Origin of the sequence: Bradyrhizobium zhengyangense, from assembly GCF_022012435.1 — a bacterium.
Lineage (GTDB): Bacteria > Pseudomonadota > Alphaproteobacteria > Rhizobiales > Xanthobacteraceae > Bradyrhizobium > Bradyrhizobium zhengyangense.
The window spans coordinates 160,671-184,988 of sequence record NZ_JAKLUA010000014.1 but is presented as its reverse complement, the minus strand read 5'-3'; the positions used below and the strand labels follow the sequence as shown (position 1 = coordinate 184,988).

Here is a 24,318-nt window from a genome sequence, read left to right as displayed (position 1 = left end):
GCGGCCACCCGGGCTGGGCCATTCCTCACGGAACGAGGCCATTCTAGCCCGGTGCGCTAAGACAAGGGTGGGCAAAGCGGAGCGTGCCCACGCATTTGTCGCGATCGAGAGAGATGGTGGGTACGGCGCAAGTGCGCCTTTGCCACCCTACGATGCTGATCATAGGGCAGGCAGGCGGGCTTAAAACGCCCGCTCCGCCCAATCCCGCAATTTGCGCCATGACAAAGACGTCGTGCGCATTTGGCCCGACAATGTTGAGCGGGCGGCTCGCGGGAACAACGAAACGGAAAACGAAGGACATGTCGGATCGACTGGAGGCCGAGCGCGAGGCGGCGGCCGCGCGGCGGAACCTGCTGACCCTGGATGCGATCGAGCGTACCGGGATTACCGAGGAGATGATCGGGGAACTCGTCAGCCGCTTCTACGGCCGCGTCCGCGAGGACGCGCTGCTTGGGCCTGTCTTTGCTATCGTCCAGAATTGGGACGAGCATCTGGCGAAGCTCAAAGACTTCTGGTCTTCGGTGGTGTTGATGAGCGGCCGCTATCACGGCTCGCCGATGCGAGCGCATATGCCGCTCAGCCTGATTGGCGATCATTTCGACCGCTGGCTCGACCTGTTCGAACAGACTGCGCGCGAGGTCTGCCCGCCGCCGGCGGCCAGCCTGTTCATCGATAGGGCACGTCGCATCGCTGACAGTTTTGAGATGGCATCGGCCACCATCGCTGGTCGCATTGCGTCGCCGCGCCACGTTCTACGGTCTTGAACGTGCGAAGCTGACTTTATAACGTGCAGTTGAATCGCTCAACGGTTGCATCGCGTGGCGAAAACGCGCTGCACCAATTCCTACAGCATCGACCTGATCTGCAAAATCATCATGCCGATCGCGCGACATGATGTTGAAATGGCAAAAACGCGTTTGAATCCGTGCAATCGTGTTCAATCAAAGCGAGTAAAGCCTTATTGATGCGCTGCGGCGCCAATTCTTCGCCTTCATTTCGGCAGAGTTCCAGCGCCTGCTACTGTGCATGTCGAATGCACCAACCAACATCGCATCGTCATCCTCCGACAACATTGCGGAACTCGAATCCTGCGCCGAGCAGACGCGGCGAACGCTGCTGCTCGGTGCGCTCGCCACCACGGCGTGTCTCGGCTGTTCCGCACCGGTGCGCGCGGGCGAAGATGCGCCCGGCTCGGACGAGCGGCCGCAGAAGGGCGACCTTCTCGTCTTCTCCGAAGGTGACAGCGAAGGAAAGCTGATCAAGGCAGCTGACCTGACGCTCGGCGGTCCGCCGGTGCATGCCTGGCCGCAGGATCCCAAGACATCGGTGGTGCGCAGCGCCTCGCGGCTCAACGAGCTCCTGATCATCAAGCTCGATCCCGCCGAGCTCGACGAGCAAACCAAAGCGCGTGCCGTCGACGGCATCCTCGCTTATTCGGCGATCTGCGCCCATGCCGGTTGTCCCGTCACCGCCTGGGTCAAGAGCGATGTCGGCGACAAAGATGTTTTCAAATGCATGTGCCACAACTCCGAATACGACCCGCGCGAAGGCGCGCAGGTGGTGTACGGCCCGGCGCCGCGGCGGCTCGCCGCGCTGCCGCTGGCACTCGCTGACGGTTCGCTCAGCGTCGCGGGCGGCTTCGTCGGAAAGGTAGGTGGCGCGCAGCCGGGATGACGGACGGTGCGGGGATGGGCCCGCCTCACGAGAGGCCGCATCCGCCGAGGGGCGGATTTCGGGACGAACGACAAGAATTCAAAACAAGAATTCAATCGGATGAAAAGGGGAACGTCCATGAAAACGTACATGACCAGAAAGCAATTACTGCTGTCCGGCTTCGTCACCTTCACATGTGTCGTCTCGACCGCCGCAATCGCCGGCCCGATCGAGAATTACGCGCCCGTTACCCAGCAGCGCCTGGAGAATCCGGAACCCGGCAATTGGATGCTCTATCGGCGCACCTATGACGGGCAGGGCTACAGCCCGCTCGACCAGATCAACACCGCGAATGTGAAAGACCTCACGCCGGTCTGGACATTCGCCACCGGCGTCGTCGAGGGCCATGAGGCGCCGCCGATCGTCAATAACGGCGTGATGTTCGTGGCAACACCGATGGGGCAGGTGATCGCGCTGAATGCGAAAACCGGCGACGAATATTGGCGCTACAAGCGGCAGCTCCCCGACGATCTGTTCCAGCTGCATCCGACCAGCCGCGGCGTCGGCTTGTGGGAAGACAAGCTCTATCTCGCCACCACCGACGACCATGTCGTCGCGCTCGATGCCAAGACCGGCAAGGTGGCGTGGGACACCAAGGTGCAGGATTACAAGAAGGGTCAGTACATGACCCTGATGCCGCTGATCGTCGATGGCAAGGTCATCGTCGGCGGCTCCGGCGGCGAGTTCGGCGTGCGCGGCTATGTCGCCGCCTACGATGCCAAGGACGGCAAGGAGCTGTGGCGCACCTTCACCATTCCCGGCGAGGGTGAGCCCGGCCACGACACCTGGCAGGGCGACGACTGGAAGAACGGCGGCGGCTCGGCCTGGATGACCGGCACCTACGACAAGGACACCAAGACGATCTATTGGGGCGTCGGCAACGCCGCGCCGTGGCCCGGCGAGATGCATCCCGGCGACAATCTCTACACCTCGTCGGTGCTCGCGCTCGATCCCGGCAACGGCAAGATCAAGACCTATCACCAGTATCACCAGAACGATTCCTGGGACTGGGACGAGGTCGACGCGCCGATGCTGATCGACCTGCAGCGTGACGGCCGCAGCATCAAGAGCCTGGTCCATCCCGGCCGCGATGCGATCTTCTGGGTGCTCGAGCGCACGCCGACCAAGATCAACTACGTCGCCGGCTGGCCGTTCGTCTCGACCGATGTCTGGAAGGGCATCGACGAAAACGGCAAGCCGATCGTCGATCCCGCGCACAAGCCTGCGGTCGGCAAGCGCGTGGAGTTCTGCCCGTCACTATGGGGCGGAAAGGATTGGCCATCGGCGGCCTACAGCCAGAAGACCGGCCTCGTCTACGTGCCCGCCAACGAGAATTTCTGCGGCGGTTTCACCGGCGAGAAGATCCCGCTCAAGCCAGGCGAGCTCTGGCTCGGCACCAAGCCTGAGGACATCGGCCTGAAGACCAAGCCCGGCGCCGATCATTTCGGCGAGATCCAGGCTTGGGATCCCGCGACCGGCAAGAAGGTGTGGCAGCACGACTTCCCGAAGTCGCAGATGTTTGGATCGGTCACGGCAACCGCAGGCGATCTCGTCTTCGCCGGCGGCACCAACGACCGCAACTTCCGCGCCTTCAACGCCAAGACCGGCGAGCTGCTCTGGCAGCAGAAGACCAACTCCGGCATCATGGGCATGCCGATGTCCTATGAGATCGACGGGACGCAATACATCGCGATCCAGTCGGGCTGGGGCGTCGACGCGCAGCGCATCCAGGATGCGCTCGCGACCAACAATATCGGCATCGAGTCCAACGTGCCGCAAGGCGGCGTGGTCTGGGTGTTCGCGCTGAAGAAATAAGCTCCGCAGGCGGATCGAAGACGGCGGAGCGACAGGGGGCAAATGCGGCGGACGGCAACGTCCGCCGCATTTTGCGTGTGCGACCGGACCTACTTCCCCTGCCTGTCCACCTTGTCCTTCTCCGTCTGATTCATCTCCCGAATCTTCGGATCGGTGCTGCTCTGCCCGGTTGTCTGGGTGGTCGAGGCGGGCGGCGCGCTGGTGTTGGGCAGCGAGCTCTGGTCCGGCGTGGTGGGGCGCGTCGCCGTGGTCGGCGGCGTGGTGGTGCTGCTTTGCGCGAACGCGGCCGTAACAGTCAAAAGAAAGGCGCTCGACAGCAGCGAGACTGCGAGCGCCCTTGAGATATTGGTCATCGATCTGCTCCTGTCAGATCGAAGAGAAACGGCGCGAGGCCGCGTCTGTTCCTTTACGCCTCCAATTGCTTCCCGATCGGAAGCGCGCGGATGCGCTTGCCGGTCGCCGCGAAGATCGCGTTCATCAGTGCCGGCGCGAAGGGCGGCACGCCGGGCTCGCCGACGCCACTCGGCGGCGTATCAGGCCCGGGCGGCACGATGTGGACATTGGTCACCAGCGGGGCCTCGTCGATCCTGACGACCTGGAAGCCGTCAAAATTCTTCTGCTCGACCTTGCCGTTCTTGAAGCTGATCTCGCCGTATTTGGCGAGGCTCAGGCCCATGATCGCCGCGCCCTCGATCTGCGAGGCGATGCGCTCCGGGTTGACATAGGTGCCGCAGTCGATCGCGGTGTCGACCCGTGGCACCGTGAGCTTGCCCTTTTCGTCCACGGCCACCTCGACGATGGTCGCGATATAGCTGACGAAGCTGCGGTGCACGGCGATGCCGAGGCCGTGGCCCTTCGGCACCGTCCGCCCCCACTCGCCCTTCTCGGCGACCAGCTCGACCACTTTGCGCAGGCGCGCGGTGTCGATCGGGTAGCTGTCATAGGGCTCGCCGTAGTTCCAGAGGTCCTTGACGTTGGGCTTGACGATGCGTGGGCTGCCGATCAACGCCAGCAGCGTCTCCTTCTGGTCGCGCCCGGTCGCATTCGCGATTTCGCCGACCATGGACTGCACCGCGAAGGCGCGCGGGATATTCGAGACCGAGCGGAACCAGCCGATGCGGGTGAACGCCGCGGCCTCGGGGTTCTCGCAGGAGATGTTGGCGATCTCGAACGGCATGTCGACGAGCCCCATGCCGAGCTCGAACGATGCCGCATGGTTGGCACCGGCCGCGAAAGTCGAGGCGATGGTCGGCGCCACGCTGCGATGGCGCCAGGCGATCACCTTGCCGTCCTTGTCGAGGCCAGCCTCGATCCGTTCCACCGAGACGGTATGCAGGAAGTCGTGGTGGAGGTCGTCCTCGCGCGTCCATTGTACCTTCACGGGCACGCCGAGCTCCTTCGACAGCAGCGCAGCCTCCAGCGCAAAGTCGCATTTCGATTTGCGGCCGAAGCCGCCGCCGAGCAGCGTGACATTGACGGTGACATTGCCCTCGGGAATGCCGAGCGTCTTGGCGACGTCCTCACGCGTGCCGCCGGGGCTCTGCACAGGCGCCCAGATCTCAGCCTTGTCGCCCTTGACGTCGGCCACCGCGACCGGCGGCTCCATGCTGACATGGGCGAGATGCGGCAAATAATATTCGCCGACGACGACCTTGGCGGCCGTCTTGAGCGCAGCATCCGCATCGCCCTCCTGGCGTACGACCAGGCCCGGCTTGCGTGAGGCCTCCTCGAGGTCCTTGCGGTAGGCGACCGAGTCGTATTTGCCGTTGGCGCCGTCGTCCCAGACCAGCTTCAGCGCGTCGCGGCCCTTGATCGCTGCGCCGGTGTTGCGCGCGATCACGGCAACGCCGCCGAGCGGCTGGAATTTCGATGGCCACGGCCAGCCTTGAACTTTCATCACCTTTTCGACGCCGGGCACTTTCAGTGCCGCGTCCGGATCGAACGAGGTGAGCTTGCCGCCGGTCACCGGCGGGCGCGCGATCACGGCGTATTTCATGCCCGGCAGGCGCACGTCGGCGCCGTAGCGGGCCTTGCCGGTGGTGATGTCGTGGAGATCGACGATGCTGACCTGACCCTTGCCGAGATAGCGGAAGTCCTTGGGGTCTTTCAGCTTGAGCCCTTCGATAGCAGGCACCGATTCCTTGGCGGCATCGGCAGCCAACTCGCCGAAGCCGAGCTTGCGTCCGCTGGCGCTGTGGACGACCTCGTGATTGACCGCCTTCACCTCAGTCGCCGGCACGTTCCAGCGCTTGGCCGCGGCCTGCTCCAGCATGGTGCGGGCGGAGGCGCCGATCTGGCGCATCGGAATCAGATAGTGCCGCGTACTGCGCGAGCCGTCGGTGTCTTGATTACCGAACTTGACCTCGTCGCCATGAGCTTGCTCGACCTTGACCTTGGACCAGTCGGCCTCCATCTCCTCGGCCACGATGAGCGGCAGGCTGGTGCGCACGCCGGTGCCCATCTCCGAGCGGTGGGCGAGGATGGTGACGGTGCCGTCAGGCGCGACCGCAACGAAGACGCGCGGATCAACCACGACGCCATGCGGCATCTTGCCGGCGCCGGTCTCATAGGCAAAGGCCTGGCGCGTCATCACGGGGGCCGCGAGCACGAAGCCACCGGTGATGCCGAGCCCCTTCAGGATGCTGCGGCGCGAGACCTTCTCGACCTTAATGTTCTTTTCGAAGCCACGGAGCTTGCCGGGATTGTCGATGAAATTCATGTCACACTCCCGTCGATGCGAGATGGACGGCATTCTCGATGCGCTGGTAGCAACCGCAGCGGCAGATGTTGCCGGACATCGCCTCGCGGATCTGGTCGTGTGACGGCTTGGGATTGTCCATCAGCAGCGCTGCCGCCTGCATGATCTGGCCGGCTTGGCAGAAGCCGCATTGGGGAACGTTGACCTGGCGCCAAGCCTTCTGGACGGGATGATCGCCGTCCGGATGCAGCCCCTCGATCGTGGTAACCTCGCGCCCCGCGACGTCGTTGATCGAGGTGATGCAGGAGCGCACCGCCTCCTTGTCGACGATGACGGTGCACGCACCGCACAGGGCCTGGCCGCAGCCGAACTTTGTGCCGGTCAGCCCGGCTTCGTCGCGCAGGAACCAGAGTAGCGGGAGATCCGGGTCGCCATCCCAGCTCTGTTCCTGGCCGTTGATCTTCACCTTGATCATGATCGTCCCTCGCTCTTCATAAGCTTGCTGATTTCAACATTGCCGATTTCGGTCGGCGCAATGTCCGTAGCGTCGTGTGACCGCACGCCAACCCGTCGTCCCACACGGGCAGGTCCCGGCAGGAAGCTGGAATGCGAATCGTGATGTCCGGATGTGCTCGATACCTCCCGTTTTGTTCTTATTTGATTGAACTCGCGCGGCATCGTGACGACGCGACCCTAGCAGAGATCGTGTCGAACCGGCGTTCACAGCCGGGTGTTCTTGACGTGAACAGATTGCATCCTGGGTTTGTCAAAAGCAGGGCGCAGCATGAGGTCGCGCGACGGACGGTCGTAAAATCGAAAGACAAAAAAGCTTCGTCCGCCAGAGGGACTGAGCGGACGAAGCAGTAGTCCTCAGTCGAGGGAGGGAGAATCGCTAGGCCGCGCTGACTTCAAGACGGAAGAGGGCGACACTGCGCAGTCATTCAAAGACCAGGACTGAGGGAGCGGAACGCGCTCGCATACGCATGGTGCACTGGCGGCAGGATGGCCGCGATCATTCGAGAGCCGCACCCATCCTGCCCGCTGGCGAACCAGCGAGCGGACGGGACATCGTCAAGCGGCTTGTCACTCAGCCTTGTCAGGCAACGTTGCTCAGGCGGCCTTGGCCTTCGCCACGTGGGTCGCGATCGCATCCATCAGCGCGGGCGACAGGCAGTCATAGGGCTCGAGGCCGATTTCCTTCAGCCGCGACCGGATGCCAGCCATCTGCTCGGGCTTCACGCCGGATTCGATGACAGAGGAAACGAAGGCGGCGAATTGCGGCGCCTGCGAGCCCTGTTCCTGGAACAGCTCGGGATGGATGAAGTCGAGACCGTAGAACGGATGGTTCTTGTTCTCGATGCGGCCGAACATGTGGGTGCCGCAGGCCTTGCAGGCGTGGCGCTGGATCACCGCGGAGGCATCGACGATCTGGAGCTTGTCGCCGTTCTCGAGCACGGTGAGGTTCTGGCGCGGGACGACGGCCACGACCGAGAAGGTCGCGCCCTGCGGCTTCCAGCACTTGGTGCAGCCGCAGGCGTGGTTGTGCGCCACGTCGCCCTTGATGCCGACCTTGACCTGATGATCCCTGCATTTGCAGGCGAGCGTGCCGCCGGCAAAGTGCCCGGTACCTTGTTTGAGGCCGTTATCGATCGATGGGTGGAGTGCAACAGTCATGGCCGATCCTCCTTGGGGGTGACGCTTGAGCTAGAACACGACGACTGAACGAATTGATTTGCCCTCATGCATCAGGTCGAAGCCCTTGTTGATATCTTCGAGCTTGAGCGTGTGGGTGATCATCGGATCGATCTGGATCTTTCCGTTCATGTACCAGTCGACGATCTTCGGCACGTCGGTGCGGCCGCGGGCCCCGCCGAAGGCGGTGCCGCGCCAGTTGCGGCCGGTGACGAGCTGGAACGGACGGGTGGCGATTTCCTTGCCGGCTTCGGCAACGCCAATGATGATCGAGGTGCCCCAGCCGCGATGGCAGGCTTCCAGTGCCTGGCGCATCACCGTGGTGTTGCCGGTGCAGTCGAAGGTGTAATCGGCGCCACCGTCGGTCAGCGTGACGAGATGCGGGACGATGTCGCCGGTGAGTTTCTTGGGATTGACGAAGTCGGTCATGCCGAACCGGCGGCCCCATTCCTCCTTGGAGTCGTTGATGTCGACACCGATGATCTTGTCGGCGCCGGCCATCTTGGCGCCCTGGATCACGTTCAGCCCAATACCGCCGAGACCGAACACCACGACGTTGGAGCCGGGCGTAACCTTCGCGGTGTTGACGACGGCGCCGACGCCGGTGGTGACGCCGCAGCCGATGTAGCAGCTCTTGTCGAAGGGGGCGTCCTCGCGGATCTTCGCCACCGCGATTTCCGGCAGCACCGTGAAGTTGGAGAAGGTCGAGCAGCCCATATAGTGGTAGATCGGCTTGCCCTTGTAGGAGAAACGGCTGGTGCCGTCGGGCATCACGCCCTTTCCTTGCGTCGCGCGGATCGCGGTGCAGAGATTGGTCTTCTGGCTCAGGCAGCTTTTGCACTGCCGGCATTCCGGCGTGTAGAGCGGAATGACGTGATCGCCCGGCTTCACCGAGGTGACGCCCGCGCCAATCTCGCGGATGATCCCGGCGCCCTCGTGGCCGAGGATCGACGGGAAGATTCCTTCGCTGTCGAAACCGTCGAGTGTGTAGGCGTCGGTATGGCAGATGCCGGTCGCCTTGATCTCGACCAGGACCTCGCCGGCCTTCGGTCCTTCCAGATCGACTTCGACGATTTCGAGCGGTTTTTTGGCTTCGAAAGCGACGGCGGCACGTGTCTTCATCGGTAACTCCTCAAATTCTCGCAAGATGCCAAGACGTAAGTCTCGGCCGGGCTGCAAACGTTCACTTCTTGCCCATGCACGAATCTTCATTCTTGGTATAGGCGTCGTTCTTGTCCTCGTGCTTGCCCGGGCGGGCACGGCCCCAGGCCTCGTTGGAGCGGGCGCGCAGATAGACGTAGAGATCGTCCATGTAGCAGGCGACGTTCGGGTTATCGCCGAAGGCCGGCATCACGTTCTCCGAGGCGGTCGAGATGTTCTTGCGACCGGAGGCGACGACGCCGAGAAAGTCGGCATAGCTCATCGTCTTGAGCGAATCCTTCAATGCGGGTGCATAGGTCGAGCCCATGCCGTCAGGGCCATGACAGACGTGGCAGTCCGAGTGATAGCGGCGGTATCCGGAATAGGTGTACCAATCGACGGAGTCGCCGTTGATCTTGTAGGTCGGATTTCCGTCCTTATCGAGCCATTCGCCAGTTTCGTTCTGCTTGACGGCAGTCGGATCGCCCGAGCCGTCCGCAACAGCAATTCCCCCGGACGCAACGAAGATCATAGTAGCAATGACAGAGCAGATTTTACGCAAGAGCTGTTCCTCGAAGGCGTCAGATGGAGACGAGCCGGCGCGTGGATCTGATCCACGCGCCGGAGCGATTCTGAACAGAGGCTAGTTGGGCAGCGAGAACACGGTCAGCGTGCCGCCGAGGGCCGTGTAGTTGCTGAGCGCCGCGTAGCCACCGACCGCGCCGAGGCCCGCGGTCGGATCAGTCAGACCTGCTGCCAGACCGATACCGGCCCAGCCGCCGACGCCGGAGAGCACTGCGACATACTGCTTGCCGCCGTTCTCATAGGTGGTGACGTTGCCGATGATGCCGGAGGGAGTCTTGAACTTGTAGAGCTCCTTGCCGGTCTTGGCGTCGACCGCCTTCAGGTAGCCTTCGAGCGTGCCGTAGAACACCACGCCGCCGGCGGTTGCGAGCGCACCCGACCAGACCGAGAACTGCTCCTTGTTCGACCACACGATCTTGCCGGTCTTGCCGTCCCAGGCGATGAAGTTACCCATGTTGGTATCGCCCTGCGGCGGATACATCGAGAGCGTCGCACCCACATAGGGCTGGCCCGCGGTATAGCTCACCTTGAACGGTTCGTAGTCCATGCAGACGTGGTTGGTCGGGACGTAGAACAGCTGCGTGTCCGGCGAGTAGGCTGCCGGCTGCTCGTCCTTGGTGCCGAGCGCGGCCGGGCAGATGCCCTTCACGTTGTGGTCTTCACCCGCCTTGTCGGTCGAAGCTGCGTCGAGCACCTTCGGACGACCATAGGTCGGCGAGTTCTTGTCCATGTCGACGCCGGAGGTCCAGTTCACCTTCGGATCGTACTTCTCGGCGACCAGAAGCTCGCCGGTTGCGCGATCAAGCGTATAGCCGAGGCCGTTACGATCGAAATGCGTCAGCAGCTTGCGTGCCTGGCCGTTGATCGACTGATCCGAGAGGATCATCTCGTTGACGCCGTCATAGTCCCATTCGTCATGGGGCGTCATCTGATAGACCCACTTGGCCGCGCCGGTGTCCGGGTTACGTGCCCAGATCGTCATCGACCATTTGTTGTCGCCGGGACGCTGCTTCGGATTCCAGGTCGAGGGGTTGCCCGACCCGTAGTAGATCAGGTTCAGCTCGGGATCGTAGGAGATCCAGCCCCAGGTGGCGCCGCCGCCGATCTTCCACTGATCGCCTTGCCAGGTCTTGAGGCTCGAATCCTTGCCGATCGGCTTGCCGAGTGCGGTGGTGCTGTCGTTGACCAGGATCTGGTCATCCGGACCTTCCGAATAGCCGCGCCAGGCCAGCTTGCCGGTCTTGATGTCGTAGGCGCTCATATGGGCCTGAACGCCGAACTCGCCACCGGAGATGCCGATCAGCACCTTGTCCTTGACGACCATCGGTGCCGAGGTGCCGGTCTCGCCCTTGCTCGGATCGCCGTTCTTGGCGGTCCATGCGACCTGACCGGTCTTGGCGTCGAGCGCGACGAGGGTCGTGTCGGCCTGGTGCAGGAAGATCTTGCCGTCGCCGAATGCGAGGCCGCGGTTAACCGTGTCGCAGCACATCACTGGGATGACGTTCGGATCCTGCTTCGGCTCGTACTTCCAGACGATCTTGTTCTCGTTTGAAAGGTCAATGGCGTAGACCTTGTTCGGGAAAGGCGTATGGACGTACATCATGTTGCCGATGATCAGCGGGCCGCCTTCGTGGCCGCGCAGCACACCGGTCGAGAAGGTCCAGGCAACTTGGAGCTTGCCGACATTTTGAGCGTTGATCTGATTGAGCTTGGAGTAGCGGTTGTTGGCGTAGTCGCCGGTCGGCATCACCCAATCTTTCGGGTTCTGCGACATCTTGTTCAGCTCGTCATTGGCCGACGCGGTCCCGACGGCGAGAGCCGCCGCGGAGCCAAGAAAGGTCGCCAGTAGCACCTTGCGCATAGTCATTCCTCCGTTGGTCTCGTTTATTATTTCCGAAGCATTGCTTAATCACCGGGCTTCTCGTCCGGCGTCTGCTCGTGCAGGGCGGTCACTTTGGGGACCAGAAACGATGCTGTGCTGTTTCCTCCTCCTGATGAGAGCTACGGGTCCACGTGCAGGAGCGGCCCGTTCTTTTTGTTCCTGCTGCAATCCCTAACGACTTCGCCAACGGGAAACTTGCCCAAGAGTGAACCCGCTTTGCTCGACAGCGCACGAACGCAAAGTTTTTGATTTTGCGGTAGCGAATTCAGCGGCTTCGGCGCGGCGCGGTGCCGTGCTCAACGCTCAGGTTCCCCTTGACGGCGGTGCAACTAAGGCGGAGGATTAACCGTCAAGGGTGGCAATGGAACGCTGGCGCTCGTTTCAAAAGACCGCCCAAATTTGAGGTAAACGTCACGCAATCATGGCTGAGGGCTTCAGCAGGCGCTGGCCGCGATTCGCGTCGGATCTCCGGGTATCACCAGTGGCTGGATTAATGTCCGACACAATTCACACGCTCTCGACGACGGGTCTGACGCCCAAGCGTCAGATCCAGAGCTGGGTCGACGGACTGACGAGTCTGTGTGGTCACTTCGATGTCGATCCGCTGGAGGCATCCTCGCTCGAAGGGCGCATCGACTACACCACGGTCTCGCGGCTGAAGCTTTGTCAGATCGAAGTCAGCCAGCATCGCATCGCGCACACGCTCGCGCGCGCCAAGGCCAATGAACACCCGTACATCAAGATTCACTTCCAGACCTATGGCGTGTCTTACTTCGAGCAGGAAGGCCGCCACATCGAGCTGAATCCGGGCGACATCATCGCCTATGACGTTTCCTGTCCGCACTTGATCGTCAGCCCCGCCTTCACGCGCCACGACGTGGTGATCGTACCGAAGGCGCTTTTGCGCGATCGCGGCTTCCCGTCACAGCGCATGCCGGCCTGCAAGCTGTCGGCGAAGACGGGAACGGGGCGGATTGCCCATGATTTCGTCCATGCCACGTTCGACGAGGCGGCGAAGCTGTCGGCCAACAGTGCGGTCGGCGTTGCCGATTCGCTGATCGACCTGTTGCTGCTGCCGCTGCGCGAGGCCGATACGATGTTCGATCGGGTCGGGCCCGAGGCGATGTACGTACGTGCACAATTTTTCATCCGCGAACATCTGCGTGATCCGGATCTGTGCATCGACCAGATCTCCGCCGAGCTGGGCTGCTCCAAGCGTTATCTGCACATGCTGTTCTCGGAGCGCGGCACCACGGTGAGCGACTACATCTGGCAAGCGCGCCTGCAGAACTGCCGCCAGGAGCTCGAGGCCCACGGTGGCAAGACCATCACCGATGTCGCGTTCTCCTGGGGCTTCTCCAGCTCATCGCATTTCAGCCGCGTGTTCCGGAAGTATTTCGGCGTGGTGCCGTCCTCGATCCACAAGGCCCAGCAGGGTGCCGTCGCGGTGGACGAAACCTAGGCCCGGCCCGCTCAATTCGACGTGGCGACGTAGGGAATGCTGGTCACCAGCGCCGCGACCAGCGTGGCGTTGCAGAGCATTCCGCTCCAATGCAGCCGGCGTAGCCGGCGCACGGCATCAATGTCACCCGCATCCCTGGCGCTGAGCTCATCGTCCATCCGTTGCATGAACCAGCCGCGTCCCTGGATCGCGAGGGCCGCGATCAAGCCGATGCCCATGGCGAAAAGCGGCCGACCTGCGACGAGGAAAGCCATGGTCGCAAGGACACCGGTCACGGCAATCATTCTGAACTGGATGTTGAACATCCCGCGCAGCAATTGCGTGACGGGCGGAATGTCCAGCTTCACCAGCAGGAATGCGGGCGAGGCCAGCAGGAAATAGCCCATCGGAAAAAGCAGGATGACTAGGGCTGTGACGGCGACGGCATCGGGTTTCATGCGCTCGGCCTTTCTCGTCCGGGGCGACAGCGCGTGATTATAGCCGGCCCATGTGCTTGTAACACTAGGCGTTGGTCGGATGCGATCCTTGCTTGTACCCCGGACGCAGCGGAGCGCTACTTCAGCGGTGCGCTGCAGAGCCGGGGCCCACGCAGCGAGGTGCACGACGCGGCATGGGTCCCGGCTCCGCGCAACAACGCTAAGGGGCGTTGCAGCGCGTCCGGGACACAGGAACGTTCTTGGTCACCGCTGAATGATTTTCGTCCAGACATCGCCAAGGATCGCGGGCTCGCGTGGCGGCAGATAGGTGAGGCCGGCCTGTTTGCCGAGTTCGGCGATCTTGCCCTCGGTGACAAGATCCGCCAGCGCCTTGTTGACGGCCTCGATCAAGGCAGGATCGCTGCCGAGTCCGACGTAGCCGCGGTTGGCACCGATCGGATAATAATAGCCGGAGGCGGTGATGGCCGTATCAGGGTGCGCGGCGCGATGGGCGTCGTAGCGAGCAAGGTCAATCAGGGTCGCGTCATAGTCACCGCGATTGAGCGCGCCGAGGAGATCGTCGCGGCCGGGGACGAGATGGGTGATGTTGTCGATCAGCTTTCCCTTGTCGAAGGTCATGAGGATGGCGTCGCCGAGAGAGCCGCTCTCGATCGCGAGGCGAAGCCCGGCGAGATCGCCGATTTCGGCAATCCTGCGCTCGCGCGCCTTCGAGCCGAGGACGACGGTCATCGGTGAGTAAACGTAAGGCCTGGTCGGCGCGAGCATGCCGAGCGCAACGCGGCGGCGCCGATCGTCGCGCGTGGCGCCGGCAAAATCCGGCAGCCGCGCCGTTTGCACGCCTGGCTTGACGAGCGAATCCGTCGTCAGCGCGTAGCCGCCGATCAGCGAGCAGCGTCCATCGGAGAGCAGCGCATTGGCCTCGAGCTGCGGGCTCGAATCCTCATCCAGCTTGCTCTCAAACCATTGGATTTTGAGCGGCCGTCCCATCCGGTCCGCGATCGCCTGCGCCAGCAGCACGTCGAAGCCCGAGTCCGGCTTGCCCTTGTGATGCGCCGAGAGTGGCGGACGGTCCTCGTCGAGACAGATACCGAGGGGATCGGCTGCCCAAGCCGACGTCCAGGCTGCCGTCGCCGGAGCTGCGAGCATCGTCAGCAGCGCGACCGCCGCAAACCGGTCCTTCATGGCTTCCTCCGGCTCGAGATGAAGGCCCAGAGATTGCCGATGTCATCGTCGCTCAGAACATCGCCCCAGGGCGGCATCTTGTTGTTCTTGCCGTTCTTCACGGTGGTGACGAAACGCGTCCTGTCGTCAGGGAAGGCGCGCAGGTCCGGCGTGATGGTGCCGGAGTTCATCAAATTGGGGCCGTGGCAGTGCGAGCATTTTTCGGCATAGGTCGACTTGCCATGGTCGATCTGCGCCTGCAACGGATTGCCGTTCGAATCATCCGCGGCACGGACGGTCGCCGCAAGCGCGACCGTCAGCACCGCGACGGTGGCGAGGATCGCCACCGTCTTGTGAGATATGTGCCTCAAAATGTCTTGCCGTTACTGCTTCACCGCAAAGACCCAGAGCGAGCCGCCGGGCGGCACCTTGGCCAGCCGTTCGTCGCCGGAGAACAGCGAGTACACGCCGCCATAGCCGCTCGTGACGGCGACGTACTGCACACCGTCCTGCTGCCAGGTCACCGGCTGTCCCTCGATGCCGGAACCGGTCTGGAACTGCCAGAGCTTCTTGCCGGTGTCGGCGTCGAAGGCCTCGAACTCGCCGGTCAGCGCGCCCGTGAAGACGACGCCGCCCGCGGTCGACAGCACGCCGGAGAAGCGCGGGATGTCGCTGGCCGCTTCCCACTTGGCCTTGCCGGTCATCGGATCGATCGCCTTCAGATGGCCGCGCGGTCCGGTGCCCCACTCCCAGGGATCGGTCAGGTCCATGCCGAGATACCATTCACCCTGTTTGAAGGTGGCTGGCTCCGACTTGTACTTGCCGCCGAAAGCGAGCGTGTTGGCGTAGGCAAGGCCGGTCTGCGGGTTGAACGACATCGGCTCCCAGTTCTTGCCGCCGAGGATCGACGGATAGACGGTGACCTTCTTGCCGTCGCGGGCATCCTTGACAACGTCGGTCTCGATCGGCTTGCCAGTCTTCAGGTCAACGCCGCTCGCCCAATTCACCTTCACGTAAGGATTGGCGGCGAGCACCTTTCCGTTGGTGCGGTCGAGCACATAAAAGAAGCCGTTGCGGTTCGCATCCATCAGCACTTTGGTCGGCTTGCCCTCGACATTCATGTCGGCGAGGACCATCTCGGCCACCGAGTCATAGTCGAACGGATTGTTCGGCGAGAACTGGTAGTGCCACTTGATCTTGCCGGTCTTGGGATCCATCGCCAGCACGGAGCAGGTGTAGAGATTGTCGCCCGGACGCACGGCCGCGTTGAACGGGCCGGGATTGCCGATGCCCCAGTACACCGTGTTCAGCTCGGGATCATAGGACCCTGTGATCCAGGTCGAGCCGCCGCCGAGCTTCCAGGTGTCGCCCTTCCAGGTGTCGCCACCGGGCTCGTCCGGCGAGGGGATCGAGTGGGTGCGCCAGAGATGTTTGCCCGTTGCAGGATCCCAGCCGTCGATGAAGCCACGGGTGCCGAATTCGGCGCCGGAGATGCCGGTGATGACGACGCCGTCAGCCACCAGCGGCGCGACCGTCATCGAGTAGCCTTCCTTGATGTCGGCCGCCTTCTGCCGCCACAGCTCCTTGCCGTCCTTGATGTCGATCGCAATCACGTTGGCGTCTAACGTGGTGCGGAACAGCTTGCCGTCGAACAGCGCGCCGCCGCGGTTGATGATGCCGCAGCAGACGATGCGCGGTGTCTCCGCCGGATATTCGATCTTGGATTTCCAGATCTGCTTGCCGGTCTTGGCGTCGACCGCCATGGTCGCATTGTGAGAGGTCACGTAGATCACGCCCTGATACACCAGCGGCTGCGATTCCTCGCTGCGATCGTCGTTGAGCGAGTAATTCCAGACCGGGACGAGGTTCCTGACGGTATCCTTGTTGATCTGGTTCAGCGTCGAGAAGCGCTGAAGATTGTAGCCCATCCCGTAATTGAGAACGTTCGACGTATCGGTTGCGCCCTTGACCAGTTGATCGGTCGTCTGTGCGCTCGCAACCGAGCATGCGGATATGACGAGGCTCGCGGCCATCGCAAGGCGTTTCATCCCGTTCCTCCCAATATGCGCGTCTTTTGACGCTGCGATTGCAACACTCTGTCGGAAAGCAAAAGCCGTCAATACGAAAGTCGAAACTGCGCTGCCGATATGTTGGATGCCGGGCAATGGTCACCTGAGGGAAACCTGACGAACAACTCCGACTTGCGCGCAGACGCTGAAAAAATTCCGTGGCATGATGCAAGGCCTGTAGTGAGCAGCCGCGTGGACAGTCTGGCTGCGCCGGTTGTGCAGTGCCATAGCTGCAATTCCGGACTTGAACCATGGCCGTCTTGCGGACTTATGTTGTCGCGAACCCGGCGAATCGGGCTCATGGTCAGGGAGGTCAAAATGATATCGCGTCGCTCAGTTGCGCTTGCGCTCACGTTTGCCGTGGTGTCCGGTCCGGCCTGGTCTGCCTCCGGCAGCGCCGTCAAGTTGTTCGACACCGACAATGACGGCACGCTCGATCTGGCCGAGGTGAAGAAGGCCGCAGCAGCGCTGTTCGCCAAGCTCGATCCGGACCATGATGGCACGCTCGATGTCCGCGAATTGCGCGGACGCTTGTCGGCGAAAGAACTCGCCGCCGCGGACCCCGATCACGACGGCACGCTGACGCTCGATGAATATCTCGCCGTCGTGGAGCAGCGCTTCAACGCCGCAAATCCTGACAAGGACGGCACGCTCGACGCCAAGGAGCTGAATTCGCGTGCAGGACGCGCATTGCTGCGATTGTTGCGCTGAGGTCATCAGCGCTTGACTGGGAGCGAAGGCGCTTTGCCCGAGAGCGAAATTTGCGTGTGTTACGCGATACTTCGCTGTGCTTGCGGTCCGATTCCAGACTTGCGCTGTGCTTGACGCAGCCCTAGGTTTTGCCCGGCGCGATGTCGCGCTCAATACTTGGGGAGACCCCGAATGGCCTGGAAAGCTCCGAAGATCGTGGAAGTGCCGGTCGGCATGGAAATCAACATGTACGCCTGCGCTGCGCGCAAGTAAGACTGACGGCTTGCCACGGCTTCGATGGCAGATGCCCTCGAAGCCGTGGTAGTATTGGAATTGTGGTCGCAGCTCGTCATGTGGCTCGCTCCGACTCGCCATTCACACAAAGCCACATCTGATCGAGCTTGGGCTCGGTCCTCTCCCGCTAAAGTCCGGCCTGTGTTTTCCGCGCACCGCCTTTCGCTGACGGTCGGTCAGTGTGGCTGAGTTTGAAGCTGCGTATCGTCGTGCTTCTGCGCCCCATCGGGGTGGTTCTTGAAACGCGCATATCGAAGCGCCAGGGTCGGCAGTACCAGCAGACTAAGTGCCATCGACGTCATCAATCCTCCAAGGATGACGATCGCCATGGGTCCCTCGATTTCACGTCCGGGCTCTCCCGCGCCGATCGCGAGTGGCAGCAATCCCAGGCCTGTCACAAGCGACGTCATCAGAATCGGAACGAGACGGTCGGACGCACCTTCGATCGCGGTATCGAGGTCCCAGACGCGACCATCGACGAGGACGAGATGTTCGTAGTGAGAGATGATGAGGATGGAGTTGCGCAGCGTGATGCCGAACAGCGTGACAAAGCCGACCATCGATCCGAGCGAAAGCAGGCCACCCGTCAGCGCCAAAGCGAACACTCCGCCGACGAAGGCAAATGGCAAGTTGATCATGACCAGCAACAGATTGCGCCAATGGCCCGTTACCATCGCAAGGAGAATGATGATGCCCGTTCCGGCCAGCAAGGAGTTGACGATGAGATCGCGCCGAGACCGGGCCTGGGCCTCGGCGGCTCCGGCAAATTCGAGGCGGGCACCGGTGGGCAGCGTGACCTCGCGAGCCAGTTTTCGTTTCGCCGCCGCTACGAAGGATTCGAGGTCGCGTCCGTTGACATTCGACGTGACCGTCTGAACGCGCTGCGCATTCTGGTGCTGGATTTGATACCGTCCGGAGGTTTCGTAAACGTCAGCGATCTGCTTGAGCAGAATGTAAGCTCCGCTCGGCGTACGCACCGGCAAGTCTCCGATCTGGGTGAGCCGCGCTCGGACATGTGCATCGAGAATCACGATGACATTGAAGACAGCATTGCCTTCATATCCTTGTCCGACGATGTCGCCCTGATAGGCCGTGCGCACCAGCTCGAGCACCTCGACCGCATCGAGCCCCCAACGTTGCAGATCGGTCGGGCGAAGCGTCACATTGACCTGCGGCATTCCCGGCGGAGTTCGCCGCTGCACGTCGGCCGCACCCCCGACCTCGTCGAGTTCGCGCGCGACGTCGCGCGCTGCGCGGTCGAGTGAGTCGAGATCCGGCCCATAGATGTTGATGACGACAGCTGCGCTGAAGCCAGAGACGGTTTCTTCCACGCGCTCCGTCAGATAGGTCTTGCTGGAGAAGGAAATTCCCGGGAAGTCGGCCAAGGCGGCCCTGATACGTGCTTCGGCTTCGGATTGCTCCTGACCCGAGAGCTCCGGCTCCAGATCGACCTCGAACTCGCTGGAGTGCGGACCAACTGTGTCGATGCCAGCCTCGGCTCGCCCTGCGTGCTGCGCTACCCTGCGGATGCCCGGGATATTTTGCAGCGCGTCCGTCATCAGTTTGCCGATGCGAAGGGATTCGTCGAGCGAGGTCCCGGGGATCGCGGAGACGTGCAAGATCAGATGGCCTTCGCGCAGATCCGGCAGGAAGGTTCCGCCGAAGAAGGGCAACATCGCTGCGCCGGCGATCGTGACAGCCGCGGCGGCCGCCATCACGAGCTTCGGGAAGCGGCCGATATGACGTAGCAGGGCCTGGTAATGGCGACGCGACCATCGCACCGCAGGCGGTTCATGCAGGCGCTCTCTGCCGCTTCTGCCGACGAGGAGCAGCATGGAGAGCGCCGGCGTCACCGTGAGGGCGACCGCGAGCGAGGCGATCACGGCGAGGATGTAAGCGATACCCAGGGGGGCGAACAGGCGGCCGGCAATGCCGGAAAGGGCCAGAACCGGAAAGAAGACCAGCAGTACCGCAAACGTCGCATAAGCAACCGCGGTGCGCACCTCGAGGAAGGCGTCGAGCACGACGCGAGGCTCGGGTCTCGGCACCGTCGCCCGGCGATTTTCGCGCAACCGGCGCACGACGTTTTCGACGCCGATGACGGCATCATCGACGACCTCGCCGATCGCAATCGCGAGGCCGCCGAGAGTCATCGTGTTCAGAGTCTCGCCCATCCATTGCAATGCGAGTACGGCCGCTATCAACGACAGGGGGATTGCAGTGCAACTGATGATCGAGGTGCGCCAGTCGAACAGGAATAGAAAAAGAACGATGACCACCAGTGTCCCGCCGATCATCAGGGCGTTGAGCACGTTCTTCGTTGCGGCGTCGATGAAGCTGGCGGGACGAAATATGTCCGCATATAGCTTGACGTTGTCGGCCTCGAGGCAGGGACGCAGCTCTTGCAGCGCGGCTTCGGCGCGCGTGGTGATCTCTCGTGTATTCGCGCCATATTGCTGGCTGACCATGAGCATGATGCCAGGTGCGCCGTCGATGAGGGCGGCGCCAATCGGCGGTTCGGGAGCGGTTACGACGGTGGCGACGTCGCCTAGGACCACGCTGGCGCCGCCTTCGTGCAGAAGAACGGTGCGGGCAAGTTGGTCGGGCGTCAGTGACTGGCCCTGGGTTTGCAGCGTGATGCGCTGATTGGCGGTGTCGATGAACCCGGCGCCGCGCACGCCTGTGGCCTTACGCGCGGCGGCCAGCACATCGTTTAGGCCGACTCGAAAGCGGATCAGATCATTTGGACGGACCTGAACCTGCAAAGACCTGACGTCCTTGCCGTAAGTCGAGACTTGCGCCACGCCCGGGACGGCCAGCAGCCGTCGTGCCACGGTCCAGTCCGCGATGGTGCGCAGATCCATCAGCGATCGCTTGTCGGACGTCAGGCCGATGACCAGCACCGTGCCGGCCAGCGGGGTCAATGGCGTCATCGACGGCGGTTGAACGCCTTGCGGCAGTCGCGCGGCGACGACCGCGAGACGTTCCGTCACCAATTGTCGCGCGCGGTAGATATCGCTGCGCGGCTGGAAGACGACGGTTACGACCGAGAGGCCCTGGATCGATGACGAGCGCAGACTCTCGACGCCGGCCAGGCCGTTGATCGACGTCTCGATCGGCTGTGTGACCAGGATCTCGACGTGCTCCGGGCTGAGGCCAGGGGCTTCGGTTTGTATGGTCACCTGAGGCGGGGCGAATTCGGGAAAGACCCCGTATTTGGCTTCGCCGATTGCGAACAAGCCGTAGCCCAGCAGAGCAAAGGAAAGCGCCAGCACGATGCCGCGGAAGCGGATGGCGAATGCGACGAGAGCGGCTTGTGGGCCTGACCTGCCGGAGCCGGTGTCATCAGTCGTCATCGCCGCCCCGAAGCTCGCTCTTGGCCTCTTCGGACAGCAGGACTTGTGCTCCGCGCATGACGATTTCGGATCCGGATGGGATGTCCCGGACGACATAGTCGTCGTCTGAGACCGGCTGATCCGTGCTGATCGGGTGCCGTCGGAAGCTGTCGGGGCTCACGCGCAGGTAAACCCACGATCGCCCCTGCCATCGCACGATCGCGGTGTCCTCGATGAACACACCCTCATAGGTGTTACCTGACGGCACATAGACAGTGGTGTTCATGCCCGGCAGTAGGCCGCTGTCCCCCGGCACGGAGAAGAAATAGCTCAATCCCTGAATACGAGGGTCGGTGCGCGTTGCCGGAGAGATGTACTGGAGATCGATATTGGCATTCCGCGTCGGTGCCTGCGCCAGAGCCGTTCCCGGAGTGCCGGTGACGGTCACGCCGGGCGGCAGTGTCACCTGAACCAGCAGCTGGTCGCGTTCGATTAGTTTGACAACAGCAGGCGAGCGCTCGACGATTCCCCGGCCGACGACTGGCCCCCATTCCTGCTGTGCCGTAGCGGTGAGAGTTCTGAGCTGCGATTCCGCCGCGGCCAGTGCGGCCTTGTCGACCCGCAGCGTTCCCTCCGCGGTCTCGGCTTCTTTCTTCGGAAGGGCGGCGGAGTCGACGAGATTCTTGGTGCGGTCGTAGGCGCTCTTGGCGACTTCGAGCTTGGCCTGCGCTGTCTGGAGTTGAGCTTGCGCATTGGCGTAGTTGTTTGTGAGCTCCGTAATGCGGGAGATATCGAGCACGGCACCATAGGCGCGGAATTGCTCCGGATGTGGCGCGGCTTCCAGAAGCGCGGTTTCGAGCCCGATCTGTGTTTGCTGGCTCGGCGTCAGCTTGACCACGGGCTGGTCGCTGTCTGCGGTGCCGGAAGGCGCGGTGCGGGCAGAATTCGATTTGTCCGGCGGTGCCTCGGCAGCAACTCGCCGGATGTAACCCGTGACAGCCCAGGTGCTGGCCAAAAGCACCAGCACGCAGACTGCGGCCGCGACGCCGCGGCGGGAGGTTTCCGTAAGAGCCATCAGCCTGTTAGCAGTTGTCGGGAACCAGCTTATTGACGAAATCAACGGGCGGCAAGGCGCCGGCTGCACCTCTGTCACTGCGGCAACCGAGGTGCGTGCGGGAACGAAGCCATAACCGTTGCCCCGCATGGCTCGCGCCTGTTTGAAACTTCTGACTGCCCAGGACGTAGGTTTTTATGGTAGTTTTCTTCGATCCCTGAAGGATTCCCGGCATGAACCCGATCGACCTGGTGGTGACTGTGTGTGCGCTGCTCTCGCCTGCGACCTGCGAGGAGCAGCATCTGGTGTTCAACTTCGGCGGCTCGCCGGCGCAATGCTCCATGGCCGCGCCGCCCTATATCGCGCAATGGATCGGTGATCACCCGAAATGGCAGGCGGTGCGCTGGCGCTGCGAATATCCGCATACACATGACAAGGCGTGATGCGCACGCTACTTCGTGCAGTCCTTTAAATCCTTGTCGGCGATCGAGAACACCGCGTCGGCCTTGATCTCGATGTCGCGGACGACGCATTGCCGTGAATTGGGATAGCTGACCTTGGCGTCGTAGCGGCCGGGTTCGACGCCGGTGATGCGCAGACGTTCGTCGTGGTCGACCTCCTTGTCCTTGTCGTTCAGGCACTGGTTCGGGCCCCAGTCGGTCTTGCCTGACGGTGCGAGCTGAAAGCCGGAGATCGTCTCGCTGGTCAAATTCCAGAGACGGATGCCCTTGCCCTTGGCCTGCGCGAGCGCCACGCCTGGCATCGCAACCAACAGGATGCCTGTGGCAATCAGCTGACGGCGCATGGTGACCTCCCTGGACAGTCTCGTTGAGCGCAATTGACCACGAGTTCTCATTTCGATTCAAGCAGCAAGGCCGCAAGCTCCGTCCTGATCCTGGCGAGCTCAACCTCGCTGCGCTCTGCGCGCGGAATCGGGATCGGCACCTCCTGCACGATGCGTGCAGGGCGGGGCGACAGGAAGAACAGGCGATCGCCGAGGCGGATGGCGTCGTCGAGGCTATGGGTGACCAGCAGCGTCATCACGGGACGGCTTGCCACCAGGGTCGCGATCTCGTCGCGCAGGCGGCCGGCGAGCGCATCGTCGAGCGAGGCGAGGGGCTCGTCGAGCACCAGCAAATCGGGCTCGACTGCGAAGGCACGGGCGAGCGCGACGCGGCGTGCGAGGCCCAGCGACAATTCGCCGGGGAAGTGGCTGCGGTGCGCCTCGAGCTCGAGAATCCTGAACAGCTCCGACAGCTTGCCATCGCTGACGTCAGGCGCAGCAAGCCGCACATTCTGCTCGACCGAGCGCCACGGCAATAGCCGTGGCTCCTGGAACACCATGCCGATCCGCGCTTCCGGTGGGCGCGCGACTTGGCCGTCGAAGTCGCGATCGAGCCCGAGGATGATGCGCAGCATCGTGCTCTTGCCGCAGCCGGAGGGGCCGATCAGCACGCCGACCTCGCCGGACTGCAACGCGAATTTCAGGGGCGACAGCACCTCGTGCGTTCCGCCCGCAGCGCTCCGGTAGGTCTTGCCCGTGATCTCGACCTCAAGCCGCACGGGGCCGCCACCGTGTTGCGCGGGCTTCGAACGGCTGCACCAGCGCCGTCTCGATCACGAGCACGACCGCGGCGAAGGTCAGGGAGTAGGCGAGCAGGCGCGGCGTGTCGAACAGCTGGAAGGCTACGCCGATCTCGAAACCGACGCCATTCGGCCGCCCCAGGAGCTCGGCGACCAGCACGATCTTCCAGACCAGCGACAGGCCGGAGCGGGCTGAGGCCGCGATGTAGGGTGCTAGCTGCGGCAACACGACATGGCGGAAGGCGCGCCAGCGCGGCATCGCAAAGACGGTCGCCATCTCGTCGAGCGAACGGTCGAGTGCGCGCGTGCCTTCGCGCAAGGTGACGACCGCGGTCGGCAGCTTGTTGATGGCAATCGCCGCGATCGCCGCGGCCTCGGTGAGCCCCGCCCAGATATACGCCAGCACGATCACCACCAGCGCCGGCAGATTGAGCAGCAGGATCAGCCAGGGATCACCGAGCCGGTCTGCAAGCTTCACGCGTCCCATCAGATAGCCGATGGCACTGCCGAGCGACATTGCCAGCACGAAGGCGAGCGCGACGCGCGCGAGCGTGGCGCCGAGATGCAGGAAAAGCGCGCCTGAGGCCGCTTCCGCGATGATGACGTGGAGTACGACAGGCGGGGAGGGCAGTTTTGCACCGTCGACGAACAGCGCGGCTGTCCACCAGATCGCAAGCAACAGGGCAATCGACAGAAGGCGCAGCACC

The 24,318-nt window shown here is 62.9% G+C and carries 23 protein-coding genes; 7 read left to right on the top strand and 16 right to left on the bottom strand.

Features of this window, described 5'->3' with window-relative positions; genetic code table 11:
* Positions 1 to 299 precede the first annotated feature (299 nt).
* The 3 genes from L6637_RS31940 (at position 300) to L6637_RS31930 (ending at position 3,528) form a co-directional block, all read left to right on the top strand.
* Entirely contained in the window at positions 300 to 764 is a 465-nt protein-coding gene (locus tag L6637_RS31940) for a group III truncated hemoglobin (protein WP_237873018.1), read from the top strand.
* A gap of 262 nt (positions 765 to 1,026) precedes the next feature.
* The gene (locus L6637_RS31935; RefSeq protein ID WP_237864773.1) at positions 1,027 to 1,674 is read left to right on the top strand and encodes a Rieske 2Fe-2S domain-containing protein; all 648 of its coding nucleotides are present in this window, start codon (positions 1,027 to 1,029) and stop codon (positions 1,672 to 1,674) included.
* A 129-nt stretch (positions 1,675 to 1,803) separates the two neighbouring features.
* Positions 1,804 to 3,528, top strand: coding sequence for a methanol/ethanol family PQQ-dependent dehydrogenase (locus L6637_RS31930; RefSeq protein ID WP_237873010.1), 1,725 nt, complete (start codon positions 1,804 to 1,806; stop codon positions 3,526 to 3,528).
* Positions 3,529 to 3,617: 89 nt separating this feature from the next.
* Here L6637_RS31930 and L6637_RS31925 read toward each other — a convergent pair whose 3' ends face one another.
* The 7 genes from L6637_RS31925 to xoxF5 all read right to left on the bottom strand — a co-directional run bounded on the left by L6637_RS31925 (position 3,618) and on the right by xoxF5 (position 11,504).
* Positions 3,618 to 3,881: a hypothetical protein gene (locus L6637_RS31925; RefSeq protein WP_237864772.1), complete on the bottom strand. Its 264-nt coding sequence runs from the start codon at positions 3,879 to 3,881 to the stop codon at positions 3,618 to 3,620.
* Between the two features lie 53 nt (positions 3,882 to 3,934).
* Complete coding sequence (locus L6637_RS31920; RefSeq protein ID WP_237873009.1) at positions 3,935 to 6,247, bottom strand: xanthine dehydrogenase family protein molybdopterin-binding subunit; 2,313 nt, start codon at positions 6,245 to 6,247, stop codon at positions 3,935 to 3,937.
* A gap of 1 nt (position 6,248) precedes the next feature.
* Complete coding sequence (locus tag L6637_RS31915; RefSeq protein ID WP_128950514.1) at positions 6,249 to 6,701, bottom strand: (2Fe-2S)-binding protein; 453 nt, start codon at positions 6,699 to 6,701, stop codon at positions 6,249 to 6,251.
* A gap of 635 nt (positions 6,702 to 7,336) precedes the next feature.
* The gene (gfa, locus tag L6637_RS31910) at positions 7,337 to 7,900 is read right to left on the bottom strand and encodes an S-(hydroxymethyl)glutathione synthase (protein WP_237864769.1); all 564 of its coding nucleotides are present in this window, start codon (positions 7,898 to 7,900) and stop codon (positions 7,337 to 7,339) included.
* Positions 7,901 to 7,930: 30 nt separating this feature from the next.
* Positions 7,931 to 9,040 (bottom strand): S-(hydroxymethyl)glutathione dehydrogenase/class III alcohol dehydrogenase, encoded by a 1,110-nt coding sequence (locus L6637_RS31905; RefSeq protein WP_237864768.1) that lies wholly within the window; start codon positions 9,038 to 9,040, stop codon positions 7,931 to 7,933.
* 61 nt (positions 9,041 to 9,101) lie between these two features.
* Positions 9,102 to 9,590, bottom strand: coding sequence for a c-type cytochrome, methanol metabolism-related (locus L6637_RS31900; RefSeq protein WP_237864923.1), 489 nt, complete (start codon positions 9,588 to 9,590; stop codon positions 9,102 to 9,104).
* Between the two features lie 111 nt (positions 9,591 to 9,701).
* Positions 9,702 to 11,504: a lanthanide-dependent methanol dehydrogenase XoxF5 gene (xoxF5, locus tag L6637_RS31895; RefSeq protein WP_237864767.1), complete on the bottom strand. Its 1,803-nt coding sequence runs from the start codon at positions 11,502 to 11,504 to the stop codon at positions 9,702 to 9,704.
* Between the two features lie 514 nt (positions 11,505 to 12,018).
* On the opposite strand from xoxF5, the gene L6637_RS31890 reads away from it, so the two are divergent.
* Positions 12,019 to 12,987, top strand: a complete 969-nt coding sequence (locus L6637_RS31890) for a helix-turn-helix domain-containing protein (protein ID WP_237864766.1) — start codon at positions 12,019 to 12,021, stop codon at positions 12,985 to 12,987.
* An 11-nt stretch (positions 12,988 to 12,998) separates the two neighbouring features.
* Here L6637_RS31890 and L6637_RS31885 read toward each other — a convergent pair whose 3' ends face one another.
* The 4 genes from L6637_RS31885 to L6637_RS31870 form a co-directional block, all read right to left on the bottom strand.
* Positions 12,999 to 13,424, bottom strand: coding sequence for a hypothetical protein (locus tag L6637_RS31885; protein WP_237864765.1), 426 nt, complete (start codon positions 13,422 to 13,424; stop codon positions 12,999 to 13,001).
* Positions 13,425 to 13,667: 243 nt separating this feature from the next.
* Positions 13,668 to 14,606 carry a type 2 periplasmic-binding domain-containing protein gene (locus L6637_RS31880; protein ID WP_237873008.1) on the bottom strand — a complete coding sequence of 313 codons (939 nt, stop codon included), beginning with the start codon at positions 14,604 to 14,606 and terminating at the stop codon, positions 13,668 to 13,670.
* Positions 14,603 to 14,959, bottom strand: coding sequence for a c-type cytochrome (locus tag L6637_RS31875; RefSeq protein ID WP_237864922.1), 357 nt, complete (start codon positions 14,957 to 14,959; stop codon positions 14,603 to 14,605). Before L6637_RS31875 ends, L6637_RS31880 begins: the two co-directional genes overlap by 4 nt.
* A gap of 9 nt (positions 14,960 to 14,968) precedes the next feature.
* Positions 14,969 to 16,633, bottom strand: a complete 1,665-nt coding sequence (locus L6637_RS31870; RefSeq protein WP_237873007.1) for a methanol/ethanol family PQQ-dependent dehydrogenase — start codon at positions 16,631 to 16,633, stop codon at positions 14,969 to 14,971.
* 339 nt (positions 16,634 to 16,972) lie between these two features.
* On the opposite strand from L6637_RS31870, the gene L6637_RS31865 reads away from it, so the two are divergent.
* Positions 16,973 to 17,365: an EF-hand domain-containing protein gene (locus L6637_RS31865; protein WP_237864762.1), complete on the top strand. Its 393-nt coding sequence runs from the start codon at positions 16,973 to 16,975 to the stop codon at positions 17,363 to 17,365.
* 171 nt (positions 17,366 to 17,536) lie between these two features.
* Positions 17,537 to 17,617 carry a pyrroloquinoline quinone precursor peptide PqqA gene (pqqA, locus tag L6637_RS31860; RefSeq protein WP_012029362.1) on the top strand — a complete coding sequence of 27 codons (81 nt, stop codon included), beginning with the start codon at positions 17,537 to 17,539 and terminating at the stop codon, positions 17,615 to 17,617.
* A gap of 197 nt (positions 17,618 to 17,814) precedes the next feature.
* Here pqqA and L6637_RS31855 read toward each other — a convergent pair whose 3' ends face one another.
* Both L6637_RS31855 and L6637_RS31850 read right to left on the bottom strand, forming a co-directional pair.
* Positions 17,815 to 20,994: an efflux RND transporter permease subunit gene (locus tag L6637_RS31855; protein ID WP_237873006.1), complete on the bottom strand. Its 3,180-nt coding sequence runs from the start codon at positions 20,992 to 20,994 to the stop codon at positions 17,815 to 17,817.
* Positions 20,984 to 22,177, bottom strand: coding sequence for an efflux RND transporter periplasmic adaptor subunit (locus L6637_RS31850; RefSeq protein WP_237873005.1), 1,194 nt, complete (start codon positions 22,175 to 22,177; stop codon positions 20,984 to 20,986). Before L6637_RS31850 ends, L6637_RS31855 begins: the two co-directional genes overlap by 11 nt.
* A gap of 83 nt (positions 22,178 to 22,260) precedes the next feature.
* Here L6637_RS31850 and L6637_RS31845 point away from each other — a divergent pair, with 83 nt between their 5' ends.
* A complete protein-coding gene (locus L6637_RS31845) occupies positions 22,261 to 22,470 on the top strand; it encodes a hypothetical protein (protein ID WP_128950524.1) in 210 nt (69 codons plus the stop codon).
* Positions 22,471 to 22,478: 8 nt separating this feature from the next.
* Here L6637_RS31845 and L6637_RS31840 read toward each other — a convergent pair whose 3' ends face one another.
* The 3 genes from L6637_RS31840 to L6637_RS31830 are packed head-to-tail and all read right to left on the bottom strand — an operon-like array spanning position 22,479 to position 24,317.
* Positions 22,479 to 22,832, bottom strand: a complete 354-nt coding sequence (locus tag L6637_RS31840; RefSeq protein WP_237864759.1) for a hypothetical protein — start codon at positions 22,830 to 22,832, stop codon at positions 22,479 to 22,481.
* A gap of 47 nt (positions 22,833 to 22,879) precedes the next feature.
* Positions 22,880 to 23,590 carry an ABC transporter ATP-binding protein gene (locus tag L6637_RS31835; protein WP_237873003.1) on the bottom strand — a complete coding sequence of 237 codons (711 nt, stop codon included), beginning with the start codon at positions 23,588 to 23,590 and terminating at the stop codon, positions 22,880 to 22,882.
* Entirely contained in the window at positions 23,580 to 24,317 is a 738-nt protein-coding gene (locus L6637_RS31830) for an ABC transporter permease (protein WP_237864757.1), read from the bottom strand. Before L6637_RS31830 ends, L6637_RS31835 begins: the two co-directional genes overlap by 11 nt.
* Position 24,318 lies beyond the last annotated feature (1 nt).